Source organism: Paenibacillus sp. GCM10027626 (assembly GCF_042676285.1).
GTDB lineage: Bacteria > Bacillota > Bacilli > Paenibacillales > Paenibacillaceae > Paenibacillus_Z.
Genome location: NZ_JBHTHC010000014.1, coordinates 28,739 through 42,267, shown reverse-complemented (window position 1 = coordinate 42,267; position 13,529 = coordinate 28,739). Strand labels below are relative to the sequence as shown.

Here is a 13,529-nt window from a genome sequence, read left to right as displayed (position 1 = left end):
TGTCAAAACCGGCTCATTCGTAGGGTTCGCGGACATACGATCCGTTATATGCTGGTTTTGCCGGGATTTCGCGGCGATTTGAGGCAAATAACGGAACCACGGTCCGCATCCCCGTCAATTTGACACGTTTGTTCACAGATAACGGATCTACAGTCCGCTTCGCCCGCGCTTACAGATGTCCAGAATTGATAGACAGCCTCCTACTCAAGTCCGCTCGGATCCGCGCGGATCCGCTTGTGTCCGCTTCGCCCTCGCTTCGGCCCTTGGCACGGGCGCTGAGGTACTATTATTGCACGGAATACAACAATTGAACCCGGTTGTAACCTGATTTGCTGAAAATGTTGTACGCCGTGCAACAATCATCGCCATGTATGCCCCTAAGAGGGGCAGATTGTTGCATTTGGTACAACATTTCGCGGGTATCCCCGGTTCGCCCCATCAGTTTGTTGCACAATCTGCAACATTTGAGCGCGTTGTCTCCGTCAGGCGCCCCACAGCACGTGGCACCGCCGCTATCATCCGCAAATAATAATTGTAAGCCAGTAGGGCCCGCGTGGCTAGCGGGAGGGCACCCCATTCAGCAAGAAGAGGCCGTCTCAAAGGACAGCCTCTTGCCCGATTAGGATAACTGTTCGCGAATTGCCCTGGCGTGGGACTCGAAGCGGCTCACTTCATCCTCCGACATTGTCCGCCCGCTGTACAGCGCCTTTTCGAATAGGGCAAGCACTGCGCGAAAATCAGCTTCCAAAGAAGCGGCGCCCTCGATCCAGCGTAAGACCGCTTCGCGGACCGTCTCTTGCCGCGAGCGCTCCAGCCCTTTGCGGCGGCAATGCTTCAGCAGCCGGTCAGTCTCGCGGACAATGCGCTCATTGGCCGTTCTCGAGCGATCGCGGTATTTGCGCCATGCCTGCACCAGCGTGCGATAACGCCAGACGGCCGCCGCGAGCAGCAGCACCGCTGCGCCTGCAAATATTGTCCATACCGGGAAGGAGCGCTTCACCGCCTGCTCTTCCTTCTTGACCGGCGCCGGCTCTGTTTGCTCCTCTTTTTCTTGCGGCACAGACTCCTGCGAAGCCGTCACATAAGGATAGGAGAAGCCTGCCGTCGGCTCGAACGGCAGCCAGCCGTAGCCGGAAAAATACGCTTCGACCCAGGAATGGGCATCGGAATTGCGGACCGTATAGGTCCCTTGTCCATCTGACTCACCCGGCATTCCTTGCATTCGCATAAATTCCGATTCATTGAGCGTGCCGGACGAATATCCTTTCACCCATCGCGTCGGAATGCCGACTGACCGTGCCAGCACTGCCATCGAGGTAGAAAAATAATCACAATAGCCCTCTTGGATTTCAAATAAAAAGCCGTCGACAAAATCGTCGCTCTTCCGCTTGGATAAGTCCGGTTCGTTCGTATATCTGAAATTGGACCGCAAATACGACTCAATCGCCCGCGCTTTTTCATATGGCGTTTTTTCTTCCGCAGTAATGCTAATCGCCAGATCGCGCACCCGGTCAGGCAAGCCGCGCGGCAGTTCCAGGTATGCAGGGTCAAGCGATAAATGATCCATTTTGCTGTTCAATAACATATTTTCATCAAGTACCGCGACCTCAGAACGGACGGCATAGCTTTGCAAATGGCGGCCATCTTTAAGGTGCAGCTCCCAAGACTGCGGCATCCAGACCAGCGCGGGTAATTCTTGCGAACCATCGATATTAATGACGCTGGCGATCGGCCCCGCCCCAAACAAAATAGGGTAGCTGTCCTCCTCGCGCAGCATCGTAAACATTTGATCAACTGCTGTAGTCGCAGCAGTAGACTCTGACTCCAGCGGCAGCTTTTGCTCGGCGGCGATCGCTGTGAAGCCTTGTTCGCTTCGCTCGCCCGGAGAATCCTCCCAGCCTTTGCCTGTATAGCGCGCTTTGGTTTCGCCGCGCCAATAGCTTTTTTGATTCGTCGTCACTTCCATAACAGGCGAATAGTCGAATTGAAAGCCGCCGCCCAGCTGCGTGTCATTGCGGCTGTAGCCTGATCGCGCATCGGCCGCTTTAGGAGGCGGGGCAATCTCGGTGCCGATTTTATCGCCAATATACGACGGCACTGCCTCCCCGCGCGATTCCTTCCATATCGTGTAAGGATCTTTAAGGATTGGATCTATAGACGGCACGAACAGCCCCGCGCCGACAACGACTGCAATGACAAGCATAATCGGCAGAAACAAGCTGAGCGGATACTTTAACAGCTCATACCAGCTGTCCGGATGTTTTTGCTTGAACTGGGCGAGATGGCTCGCCACAAGCCAGCCAAGGCAAAGTGATACGATGAAAGCAATCTCACCCCATAATTTGATGGGCGTAAACAATGAATCAGCCACCAGCAGGGTCAATAAAGCGCCGCCAGCGAATATTACGATTCCGAGCCGCCTGGTTCCTGCAAACACTGCAGCCTGTACGATGGCCCAGACGGCAAGGCTGATCCATATAATCGGCGACATCTGACCGGCAATTTCTCCACACCATGCCATCCATGCTTTGGCCGCTCCCTGCTCCATTGTCTGCGACGAAGGGGCAGGCGGCCAGTATATGTCTCCATAGACAAGATTAACGGCCAGCAATGTCACCAGCTGCACAATAAGGGAAAGCAAGCGCCAAGGAACGACCACGGCAACTGCCGCAGTTGCAAGCAGCATGGCGCGGATGACACCGAAGGTCTCCTCCCACCAATAGTCGCCGAGGCAGTTGATCCAGACCAGGACAATCCCTGTGCCAAATACGGCCGATAGCTTACGGTACCAGCCTTCAAAAAAAAGCTGCTTCATTCGCTGAAGGTTTGCCATACTTATTTGCCTCCTTCCAGCGCGGCCGGAAGCTCCTGCAAGCTGCCGATCGAATGAACGGCTATCCCTCCGCGACGGAGCAGCTGCATCCAGTTCACCGCGCCCCCGCCATTATCAGCCGCTGCATGCCCATCCTGCACATGAATTAGCAGCGGGGCTGCGCCGCGGCGGGCAAGCCACTCCATTGCCAGAATGGCTTCTTCTCCTTGCTGCGGGCTGATGATGACAACGAAGGCGCCGTACGGAAGCGCGCCTTCCGACTGACGCAGCATCCGGTAAAGCGGCACTTGTCCGTCCGGCTGAACCCGAACCAAATGATTCATGATCAGTTGCAATTGATTCGGCGCTTGCTCCGGCATCATCCCATCGGAACCGGCGGATAGTAACCCGATTGAAGCGGAGCGTTTGAAAGCAAACTGGATCATAGAAGCTGCAGCGGATACGGCCAGCTCAAACGCCGCGCCATTGCCGTAGCCCGCTTCATAACGGTCAAGCACAAAAATGGTGCGCGGCAACGATTCGCGCTCGAATTCTTTTGATTTCCACTGCCCGGTCTTCGCGGTCGCATTCCAATGAATACGCGATAGACGATCGCCGTAAATATATTCGCGAACACCGTTAATCTGGGTCGTTTCTTTTGCCGATCGCTGAATCGCTGTCGTTGAGTACGGCCCTTTGCCGCCGCTGCGAAACTGCTGCCAGTCCCGAATCGGAACAATTTGCGGATATACGCTGAAAGGCGCCGGGTTGTCAAAAGCTCCCTTATGCTCAAACAAGCCAAATATATCCTGGGTCGAGCAGACCGTCGCCGCGAAATGATAATTTCCCCGCTCTAAAGGAGGGGTCTTGTAGCTGACAGCTCCGGCTCCCCGGTATCGCGGTACATACGAGGCCTCGAAGGGCAGCTCTCCGCCATTGGCGCGGATGAGCCGCTCGCGCACAAGTACAAACGGAATCGGCCAAATACCGGGTATTTTTATGTTCAGCTGCACATCAAGGCGCATTCCGGCCACAAGCGTGTGGTCCTGCGCAGCCCCCTCCTGCCCGAGCTTCCTGCTGCCCGATACTTTGCCGATGCCGCTCCATCGGCCAATTATTAAATAGATGACAAGCGCATTAAAAATACAAAATAGCATGAAGGCCGTTTTTCCGCCCTGAAACAACAGAAACAACAAGCAAATCAAATAAATAAGTGCAATAATCTTCCAGCGTGCCATCGTTTTAATCGCTGCAAACATAACGTCCTATCGCTCCATGCGGACAGGTACGTTTAATTGCTGGATAATCGCCTCCACAACCTTCTCTGCAGTGAGGCCATTCATCCGCGCCTCTGTCTTAAGTACAATTCGATGACAAAGCACCGGTGCCGCCAAATCCTTGATATCATCAGGGATGACATAATCCCGTTCATTTATAAAAGCATTGGCTTTCACGGCTGCCATAAGCGAAATCGCCGCCCGCGGACTTGCGCCCAGCAGCACCCCGTCATGCTCGCGTGTCGCACGAATGATCCCCACCATATAATCTGCAACCGCCTCATCGACGTGCACCTGGCTCACCGACTGCATAAGAGCGCTTATCTGCTCAATATCGGCAACAGGAAACAGCTTGTCGGCTTTCGATGAGGAATCGGCAGATAGCACCATTTGTCGTTCGGTCGCTTCATCAGGGTAGCCTAACGACAGCTTCATCATAAAACGATCCAGCTGCGCTTCGGGAAGAGTATACGTGCCTTCAAATTCGATTGGATTTTGCGTGGCAATGAGAATAAAGGGAGCGGGAAGATCGTAGGTGTCGCCATCCACTGTTACGTGCCGCTCCTCCATCGCTTCCAGAAGAGCAGATTGTGTTTTTGTCGTTGCGCGGTTGATTTCATCGACAAGCAGCAGGTTGGCCATAACCGGCCCTGGACGGTAAATAAACGCTTCATCCCGCGGATGATAGATGGATACTCCGGTAATATCGGTCGGCAGCAGATCGGGATTGCACTGTACCCGCCTGAAATGGCCGCCAATCGTTCTTGCCAATGCTTTGACCAGCTGCGTCTTCCCTGTACCCGGCACATCCTCCAGCAGCACATGCCCGCCGGCGAGCAAAGCGATTAGCAATCTTTCTATTTCGACCCTTTTCCCCAGGATGCAACGTTCCAAATTGCTGCGTATAGCACTGCATAATGAGTAGTCGGCACTACGATTGTCCATGGAATAACCTCCCGGATGATAGAAATAAGTCACCATAGTCCTATTCTACCTAAAATGGAAGGAACGGTACAACTGCATAAACAGACAAAAAAATTGGAGAATCCCACAAAGGACGCTCCAATGCCGCTTCTGTATAGGGGCGCGGGCCTTAGCCTACCCTTTTGGCCTTACGACCAGGGCTGCCAGAAAGGAAAAGATAATGGCAGCGGATATCCCGGCGCTCGTCAAATCGAATATGCCTGTAATTACGCCGATCCAGCCATCGCGGTTATACTCCGTAAGCGCTCCGTGAACAAGCGCGTTGCCAAAGCTCGTAATCGGCACAGTCGCACCTGCCCCGGCAAATTTGATCAGCGGCTCGTAAAGGCCCAGGCCATCTACGATCGCCCCGGCTACGACCAGGGTCGCCATCGTATGTGCAGGCGTCATTTTGAATACGTCGAACATCAGCTGGCCGATAACGCAAATTGCCCCGCCGATAACAAAGGCCCAAACAAAATGCACGGCTATCCTCCCCTTTCTATTGCTACTGCATGGGCAATACATGGAATAGACTCGCCTTGCTGGTAAGAGATCGGCGATAGCAGCGCTCCGGTTGCAACGACCAAAATTCGCTGCAGTTCGCCCCGCTGCAGGCGCTTGAACAGATGACCATAAGTGACGACCGCCGAACAGCCGCAGCCGCTGCCTCCGGCTTGCACCTTTTGTTTTGCCACGTCATATACCATCAATCCGCAATCATTAAAATTGGTTTGATCGATCGGCACACCGTCGCGGAGCAGCAAGTCTCTGGCAATCGGATGGCCGACACCCGCCAAATCGCCGGTTACAATCATATCGTAATCCTTCGGCTCCCGGCCGGTATCGTTAAAATGCGCCTGAATGGTATCGACCGCTGCCGGCGCCATGGCCGCTCCCATATTAAAGGGATCCGAGATGCCCAAATCTTTTATTCTGCCGATAGTGGCACATTCTACGACCGGTCCGCTGCCTGTCTCCGCAATAATTGAAGCGCCTGCGCCGGTTACGGTATATTGCGCTGTCGGCGGCTTTTGCGCGCCATATTCCGTCGGATAACGGAATTGCTTTTCCGCTGTACAGTTATGGCTGCATGTGCCGGCCATAACGTAGTTCCCCGCGCCTGAGTTGACCAGCATTGCCGCGAGCGCGAGCGATTCCATGGAGGTCGAGCAGGCTCCGAACACGCCCAAGTAAGGAACGGCAAGCGTCCGCGCCGCAAAGGAGCTGCTAATAATTTGGTTCAATAAATCGCCGCCGACATAGAACTCCAATTGATCACTTTTTAAATTGGCATGCTTCAGCGCAATGGTAGCGGCCTGCTCCATAAGAGTTCGTTCTGCTTTTTCCCAAGTTTTTTGCTTGATTTCCAGTGTCGGATGGATAAAATCGAAATCGGAAGCAAGCGGCCCCTGTCCTTCATCAGGCCCGCCTACTGCTGCTGCACCGACAATGACAGGTCTGTTTTCGAACCACCATGTTTGCTTGCCGCGCAGCATATTAATGTCCCTCCAATCCTAAAACCATGTAGATGATGCTAATAACAAAGGCAGCGACAGCGCCAAAGACGATTACCGAGCCCGCCAGCTTGAACATGTTGCCGCCAACGCCAAGCACAAGTCCTTCACTGCGATGCTCAAGCGCGGCCGAACACATTGAATTGGCAAATCCGGTTACAGGAACAGCCGACCCTGCTCCTGCCCATTGCGCGATTTTATCGTATACGCCCAGACAAGTTAAAATAACCGAGATTAAAATCAATACAGCTACCGTCGGATTGCTGGCTGCGGTTTTGCTCATTCCGGCCGCGTATACGAATAGATCCTGAATGACCTGTCCCAACAAGCAAATCGTCCCGCCCACCAAAAACGCCCGAAAACAATTTCCCCATACTGTTCGGGAAGGCTCCCGCTTTTTAGCAAATGACTGATACTCCTTGGGGGACATTGTCATTTTCTTGTATTTAGATTTCCCTGTTGTAGTAGCCATTTTCGCCATCTCCTTTCAAATAAAGTATTTGTTGTCAAACGTTTCATTATGCAGGAAATTCCTCTTATCCCGTCGCCCGCACCACTAAGTTTGCCGGTAAAATAATTTTTTCTGCAGGCTCGCCCGGCCGGGCCAAACGGCGGCTTAAAGCCTCAACAGCCCGCAGTCCAAGCCGTTCTTTTCCCAAATCGACAGATGTGAGCGGCAGCCGGGCTTGTCCGGCGCTCGCCGTATTATCGATTCCTACGACCTTTGTCTGGCCTGGAACGTTCACTCCTTTTTCATTCAATGCCGCCAAAAGCTCCAAAGCAATGTCGTCATTCGCGCAAATAAAACCATCGGGCAGCCGTTCCGACTCCAGCTCGATTTTTTTGCGCAACGGCTGCTGCCAGGCTGAAGTTCCATAGCTGATTGTCCATTTTCTTAACTGGGCGCCGGCAGCTAAGACCTCTTCCGGCACCTGCGAGTATCTGCTCCCGTACTTCAATACTGCCTGCTTGCCATTGCGGTCATCCAGCGCCATCCGGCAGCCCCACCAGCGCTCGCGGAAGCTGACTGCATAATGATCGCGTCCGACGAAGGCCAAAGACCGGCACCCATGCGCCAGCAAATGATGACATGCCATTCTTCCGGCATCGACATTGGCATTGAGCACGCAATCTGCAGCAATAATCGCTTCCTCATGATCGGCAAGCACGATCGGCTTGCCCGTATGGCTTAAACGAAGCAAGGCATCGGTAGGACAATTGCCGGCAATAATAAAGCCTGCCGCCGCAGCGCATTCCTCGCTATGCAAAAGCCGCTGCAGCCAGTCAGCAGATTTGCCCGCATGAAAGGTAAAAAAGACCGGATGCATTGCCGCCGTCCGGCAGCCCGCTTCAATTCCTTCCTTGACATGCGCCCAAAAAAGCGGTTCGGCAATGTGACGCGCCTCCATGCCAACAAGCACGACCCGTTCGGAAGCGCCAGCTTCATCCGCCCCTGCAGCTGAACGCACCTGATATCCGAGCGCCTGGGCTAATGCGGTCACTTTTAAACGGGTCGCCTCGCTGACCCCCTCCTTTCCGGCGAGCGCTTGGGAAACGGTATATTTTGAAACCCCTAGCCGGTCAGCGATATATTGCATGGAAATTTTTTTCATTTCTTCGCCAGCTCCTTTCTCCCCCTAAATTTACTGTTGACAAACCGGGATGTTGCTTTTAGATTATCGGCATGACAAACGGAGAGTAACCTAACAAACCTAACAATATTATTCTCCTGTTTATATTAAATTTCAAGGATGGTGTCACTGTACCATGTCCAAAAATATCGTTGTTTTCTACGATCCGGCCTTTCCGTTCTCCGGCCCCAGACCGCAAGAGCAATTTTTGCAGCAGCTGAGCGGCAGCTTTACGCTGGCCGATGCAGACGGTCTCGCGGCAGCACTCTCCGGGGGTGAGGTTAGCGGCTATATTCATCTGCACGGCTCCTATTTTCCTAAAGCGGCTTGGAATGCCATATTACAGCATGTGAGAGCCGGCAAGGGGCTGCTAGCAGCAGGAGGCGCTCCCTTTAAAGTACCCGTCAGCCGCATAGGCGCTTCCTGGGTGCCCGAGCAGCCGCAAACCGCTTATCATCAACAATTGAGTATCCACGAAATGCTGCAGATCGATTGCTCAGAAGTAGCCCGGCTGCGCGCAAATTCCGCCCTTCCGCTAATGGAAGAGTACGAAGCTTTATTCGATATTGAATCGACTTACGGACTCGCCTTTCATTTGACACATGCTGAAGATTGCCCGAATGAAATGGGATCCGGCGGCCCTATGGACGGTCACGTCTATCCGCTGCTTAACGGCCTCAGCGGCGATTCTTTGCAGCGTGAGCTTTCCGCTCCGGCAATCCTGCTTGAACATACAAAAGGCGACTTCTCGGGCGGCCGCTGGATACTGATCAATCAGCAGCTTGCTGCACGTTTTTGGGCGGAGAAGGGCTTGCAAGCTTTACAGCAATGGGGCAGCTTTATCGCGCAAGGCGTGACCGAGCTGTGGCTCAAACCGAATTATGCGGCATACGAGCCTGGCGAACGGGCAGTTTTGATGCTTCAAGGCCAGCAGATTGCTGCAGCGCGCGATTATACGGCCGCTTCGCATTCCGCTGCAAGCTGGAGTTTCCGTCTGCGCGTATTAAAGGCAGATCAAGCGCATTCCGCCGCTCCCGATCCAACCTTTACTTACCGTTCAGGCTTCACCGAAGTATGGCATACTGAGTTCGAGCTGGCAATTGGACGTGAATTGACCATTCAGCGGTTTACAATGCCTGTGGAGCTGGAGGCCGGATTTTATGTCATTATTTGCGAGGCTGTATCGGATTCCGGCGAAAAGCGGATTTTGCGCCAGGGCATCTGGGGAATTGATCGGGAACTGCTGCAGAGCGGAGAGCCAATCAGCTGCGACCGGGACTACTTCCGCAAGGAAGGACGGCCGCTGCCAATTGTCGGGATGACTTATATGACAAGCGATGTTGCGCGCAAATATTTATTTTTGCCTAACGCCGCTGTATGGGATCGCGATATGGCGCAAATGAAGCGTGCCGGCATCAACATGATTCGGACAGGCATTTGGACGGCTTACCGTCATATTATGTTTGTCGACGGCCATCCTTACGAAGAGGTGCTGCGCGCAATCGATGCCTTCTTCCATACAGCCAAAAGATATGAACTGGAAGTAACGTTCAATTTCTTCTCTTTTGCGCCGGAATTGTGGGAAGGCGTCAACCCTTACCTTGACCCGCGCAGCGTAGAAGCACAGAAACGGTTCATCGCTGCCGTCGTAAGCCGTCATAAAGATTCGTCCCATGTGCACTGGGATTTAATCAATGAACCGTCGATGTTTGATCCAAAAAGAATTTTCAGCGGCCCGCGCTCCTGTCAAGACAAATTTGAACATGCGCACTTTATCGAGTGGCTGCGCAACCGTCATGGCGATATTACGAAATTGCAGCAGCGCTGGAATATGACGCCTGAGCAATTGCCTTCCTTCGAGGCCGTCAAGCTGCCCGAACCGGAGCAAATCAATTTCCGCACGACTGAAATAACGGAGAAAAAGGGAGGGCAGTGGCTCGATTACACGTTGTTCACTATGGATATGCATAATCGCTGGGCCAGCCAGCTTACGGACACGATCCGGGCCATTCAGCCGCGCCAGCTCGTGACCGTCGGTCAGGACGAAGGCCTTGGAGCGCAGCGGCCGTCGCCATTCTTCTATGCCGAGGCGGTAGACTATACGACAGTTCATTCCTGGTGGAAGATGGACGATCTTGTATGGGACGGCATATTTGCGAAAGCGACAGAAAAGCCGAATTTGATTCAAGAAACCGGCATTATGTATGTAGAGACGCCGGACGGGCGTGCCAAACGAAGCGAGGCCGAACTGCGCAACATTTTGGAGCGTAAATATGCGTATGCTTTTTCTACAGGCGGCGCCGGGGCTGTACAATGGATCTGGAATATTAACTTCTACATGAACAATATTAACGAATCGCATATCGGCGCTTTGCGGGCTGACGGCTCGGAAAAGCCGGAGGCGGACGTTTCCTATGATTTCGGCGCCTTTATGGCCAAGACGCGTGATCTGTTTGAGGACCGGGAGCTGGAGGATATTGCTGTTATATTCCCTTACTCCAACGATTTCTCCAATCGTCCGTTGGCTGGAGCGGCCACAACGAAGTTAACGCGCACTTTAGCTTATGAAATGAATGTGCATGTGCGGGGACTGGGGGAATATCATCTCGATTCGCTTGCTCATGCCGTACCTAAGCTTATTATTGTTCCAAGCGCTCATAATTTCAGCAGCAGCGCGCTCGAGCAGTTGATGAATCATATTTATACTAACGGCGGCACATTGCTGTTTACCGGTCCGGTGGATCTTGATGAATATTGGCATCCTGCTGACCGGGCGCAAGCCTTGTTTAACGTGGCAGACACTGGCTTAGCGAATGTATTGCGCGAAGAGATGCTGCAGGTTGATGGTCAGTATTATCCTGTTTCCTTTGGCGGCACGCGCATCGCCGACAGCTGCAAGCAAGCTGATCTGAATAGCAATGAGCCTGCCCGGCTTTATGAGCAGACCCATGGCGCAGGCAAGCTGCTCTGGTGTCCGCTGCCGATCGAGCTGAATGACAAAACCGAGGTGCTTAAGGCCGTATATGCACAGGCGATGCAGCTGGCAGAGGTATCTGCTGAGCTGGAATGGCTGGAAGGCGGCGACTTGTACGGCATCTATGGACGTAAAATGTCGTTTGCCCAAGGCTCGCTATTCATCTTTGTATCCGAATATGGCTGCCCTGCATCGATCAAGGTGCGCGATCCGCAGAATGGAAAACAATATTCCTTTACATTAGAATCAGAACGCTCGCTGTTATTTGCCACTGATGCAGAAGGCCAGCTTATTGCGGTTTACCGCAACCTGCCCGTTGCAGTCAACTAATTAAAAAACAAGGATGGAGCGGAAAGCTGAATTGCGCTCCATCCTTGTTTTAGTTTAGCTGTCAAACTCCCTCTCAATGGTTTTAAATACGGACCGCTTCTTCCTTTTCACCGCCTTGAATAATAAACAACTTATTCACGGCTCCATTCTCCTCGTTTACAAATTCCACTTCAACTGGAGCGGAGCGGATAAAAAATAATGTTTTCGAAGCAGGGTATAACTCGACCCGGATACTGCCGGTCGTTTGCAAATAGAGATGATCGTTCTCAATTTCGATGGCAGCGGTAACCTCTTCCTGAGCCGTTAACCGATAAAGGCCCGCGAAGCTGTCATATAAAGAAGGGTCCGCCTCGATAACCGCTCGCGGCGGCGGACATACCGGAACCTCATACGGCTCATCGAATAATATGTTTTCAGCTGCCTTTATCATCGCTAGATCGAACTCGACATCTTTTTCCATATTCCGCAAAAAGATAAGGGTCTTATTATAATCGATATAACGGTTCATAACGGTGGCATATCCGGGCCATCCTCCTGTATGGCTTACGACTTTTCCTTTTCCTTCGATTTGTTCAATGATCCAGCCCAAGCCGTAATCAAAGGGCTTGCCCTCGCCCGGCTCAGCCGGCGTAAAAGCCTCCTCTGCCGCTGCGCGGCTTATGAGTTGTCCTGTATACAGCGCTTGATCGAACTTCAATAAATCGCGGACAGTGGAGTTCATCACCCCGTCTCCTTGAATCCCGTCCATATAAACGACAAAGCTTGTATCCGCTACATGATCGGGCAGCTCATAGCGGTCTGTAAAAGGATTATGAATATAACCGTATGCATAGTCGTTTATCGGCTCAGGACGATAGCGGCGATTATATATTAATGAGCTGTCCATCTCCAGCGGCTTGAAAATATGCTCCTTCATAAAGGCCGGGAAGGACATGCCCGACACTTTCGCAGCAATCATCGCCAGCAGGACATAGCCTGTATTGCTGTATTGCCAGTTTTCGCCCGGGGCAAAGCAGCTGTCCGGCCGATGCTGTATCAACAGCTGCAGCATATCCTCATTCGCGGCGATTTTTGAGCGATCCCAATACATAAAAAATAAGTCCATATAATCGGGCAAACCTGATGTATGCTGCAGCAGATGCCGGATCGTTATTCCTTTGTACGGCAATTCCGGCAGCCATTTTTCTACAAGATCATCATAGCTTAGCTGCCCACGCTCCTGCAGCAAAATAATCGCAGTCGCCGTAAATGGCTTGGATAAGGATGCAAGATCGAATATAGAATCAATAGTAAGCGGCCGTCCAGTCGCCAGTTCGGCAGTACCGATCGCTTTTTCATAAATGATCTCTCCGCGCTCCGCGGCCAAAAAAACTCCGTTAATTTGCGCCTGGTTTTGCAGCTCCTCAAACAGATGATCGAATCGCTGTTGTTTCGTTTTCATGATTTATCAGCTCCTATAAATATATAAAGTTTGTTAATATTTAAGCAAACTTAACTATAAAGCGAAGAGAAACGGCTCACGCCGTTCCTGGCGAGGAACAAGTTTCTCTTCCCCTGAAATTTAATAGCCTTCATCGCCGGCAGCGGTGGTCAGCGGTTTGATCCCCGAAGAAGGGGCAAGCTGCAAAGCGGGCTCATCTAAGGGAAGCCACAGACCTTATTTCGCCAATCACCCCTCTTTTTAAAATCTAACGGAAGTTAGCGATCTTAATTGGACGTTTTCTTGCGAAATCGTGCTCATCATCATCAAATAGCGGCGCTCAGTTCCGTTACAATTTCAAATCGGTCGAATTTTCGCAAATAGCGGCCGTGACTTCCGTTAGATTTGGTCCTTTTGGACGGCGAAGCGGGGCGGGGCGGACCTGTGATCCTCTTTTGGCACCCAAGAATGTGGGCCAACTTTAAGGCATTCGGACCGACGATCCGTTATTTGTACGAAAACCGGCCAATTCGGAGTTTCGTCGGACACACGATCCGTTATTTACGGGTTTTGCCGGGTTTTCGCGGCGATTTGAGGCCAATAAC

The 13,529-nt window shown here is 52.4% G+C and carries 9 protein-coding genes; 1 reads left to right on the top strand and 8 read right to left on the bottom strand.

Annotated elements, in window-relative coordinates; translation table 11 throughout:
- Positions 1-619: 619 nt before the first annotated feature.
- The 7 genes from ACFQ0N_RS24250 to ACFQ0N_RS24220 form a co-directional block, all read right to left on the bottom strand.
- Entirely contained in the window at positions 620-2,833 is a 2,214-nt protein-coding gene (locus ACFQ0N_RS24250; protein WP_379331136.1) for a DUF4129 domain-containing transglutaminase family protein, read from the bottom strand.
- Positions 2,834-2,835: 2 nt separating this feature from the next.
- Entirely contained in the window at positions 2,836-4,071 is a 1,236-nt protein-coding gene (locus tag ACFQ0N_RS24245; RefSeq protein ID WP_379331134.1) for a DUF58 domain-containing protein, read from the bottom strand.
- A 6-nt stretch (positions 4,072-4,077) separates the two neighbouring features.
- Positions 4,078-5,034, bottom strand: coding sequence for an AAA family ATPase (locus ACFQ0N_RS24240; protein WP_379331132.1), 957 nt, complete (start codon positions 5,032-5,034; stop codon positions 4,078-4,080).
- Positions 5,035-5,187: 153 nt separating this feature from the next.
- The gene (spoVAE, locus tag ACFQ0N_RS24235) at positions 5,188-5,538 is read right to left on the bottom strand and encodes a stage V sporulation protein AE (RefSeq protein WP_379331130.1); all 351 of its coding nucleotides are present in this window, start codon (positions 5,536-5,538) and stop codon (positions 5,188-5,190) included.
- A gap of 2 nt (positions 5,539-5,540) precedes the next feature.
- Positions 5,541-6,551 carry a stage V sporulation protein AD gene (spoVAD, locus tag ACFQ0N_RS24230; protein ID WP_379331128.1) on the bottom strand — a complete coding sequence of 337 codons (1,011 nt, stop codon included), beginning with the start codon at positions 6,549-6,551 and terminating at the stop codon, positions 5,541-5,543.
- Between the two features lies 1 nt (position 6,552).
- Positions 6,553-7,041 (bottom strand): stage V sporulation protein AC, encoded by a 489-nt coding sequence (spoVAC, locus tag ACFQ0N_RS24225; protein ID WP_379331126.1) that lies wholly within the window; start codon positions 7,039-7,041, stop codon positions 6,553-6,555.
- A 64-nt stretch (positions 7,042-7,105) separates the two neighbouring features.
- Positions 7,106-8,182, bottom strand: coding sequence for a LacI family DNA-binding transcriptional regulator (locus ACFQ0N_RS24220; RefSeq protein ID WP_379331124.1), 1,077 nt, complete (start codon positions 8,180-8,182; stop codon positions 7,106-7,108).
- 154 nt (positions 8,183-8,336) lie between these two features.
- On the opposite strand from ACFQ0N_RS24220, the gene ACFQ0N_RS24215 reads away from it, so the two are divergent.
- The gene (locus tag ACFQ0N_RS24215; protein WP_379331122.1) at positions 8,337-11,504 is read left to right on the top strand and encodes a beta-galactosidase; all 3,168 of its coding nucleotides are present in this window, start codon (positions 8,337-8,339) and stop codon (positions 11,502-11,504) included.
- A gap of 82 nt (positions 11,505-11,586) precedes the next feature.
- On the opposite strand, the gene ACFQ0N_RS24210 is transcribed toward ACFQ0N_RS24215, so the two are convergent.
- Complete coding sequence (locus tag ACFQ0N_RS24210) at positions 11,587-12,948, bottom strand: serine hydrolase (RefSeq protein ID WP_379331417.1); 1,362 nt, start codon at positions 12,946-12,948, stop codon at positions 11,587-11,589.
- Between the last annotated feature and the right edge of the window lie 581 nt (positions 12,949-13,529).

What these genes read in the sequence shown, in the direction of transcription:
- spoVAC (WP_379331126.1), bottom strand. Translation starts at nt 7,041, where the DNA reads ATGGCTACTACAACAGGGAAATCTAAATACAAGAAAATGACAATGTCC.
- ACFQ0N_RS24215 (WP_379331122.1), top strand. Translation starts at nt 8,337, where the DNA reads ATGTCCAAAAATATCGTTGTTTTCTACGATCCGGCCTTTCCGTTCTCC.
- ACFQ0N_RS24220 (WP_379331124.1), bottom strand. Translation starts at nt 8,182, where the DNA reads ATGAAAAAAATTTCCATGCAATATATCGCTGACCGGCTAGGGGTTTCA.
- ACFQ0N_RS24240 (WP_379331132.1), bottom strand. Translation starts at nt 5,034, where the DNA reads ATGGACAATCGTAGTGCCGACTACTCATTATGCAGTGCTATACGCAGC.
- spoVAD (WP_379331128.1), bottom strand. Translation starts at nt 6,551, where the DNA reads ATGCTGCGCGGCAAGCAAACATGGTGGTTCGAAAACAGACCTGTCATT.
- ACFQ0N_RS24245 (WP_379331134.1), bottom strand. Translation starts at nt 4,071, where the DNA reads ATGTTTGCAGCGATTAAAACGATGGCACGCTGGAAGATTATTGCACTT.
- ACFQ0N_RS24250 (WP_379331136.1), bottom strand. Translation starts at nt 2,833, where the DNA reads ATGGCAAACCTTCAGCGAATGAAGCAGCTTTTTTTTGAAGGCTGGTAC.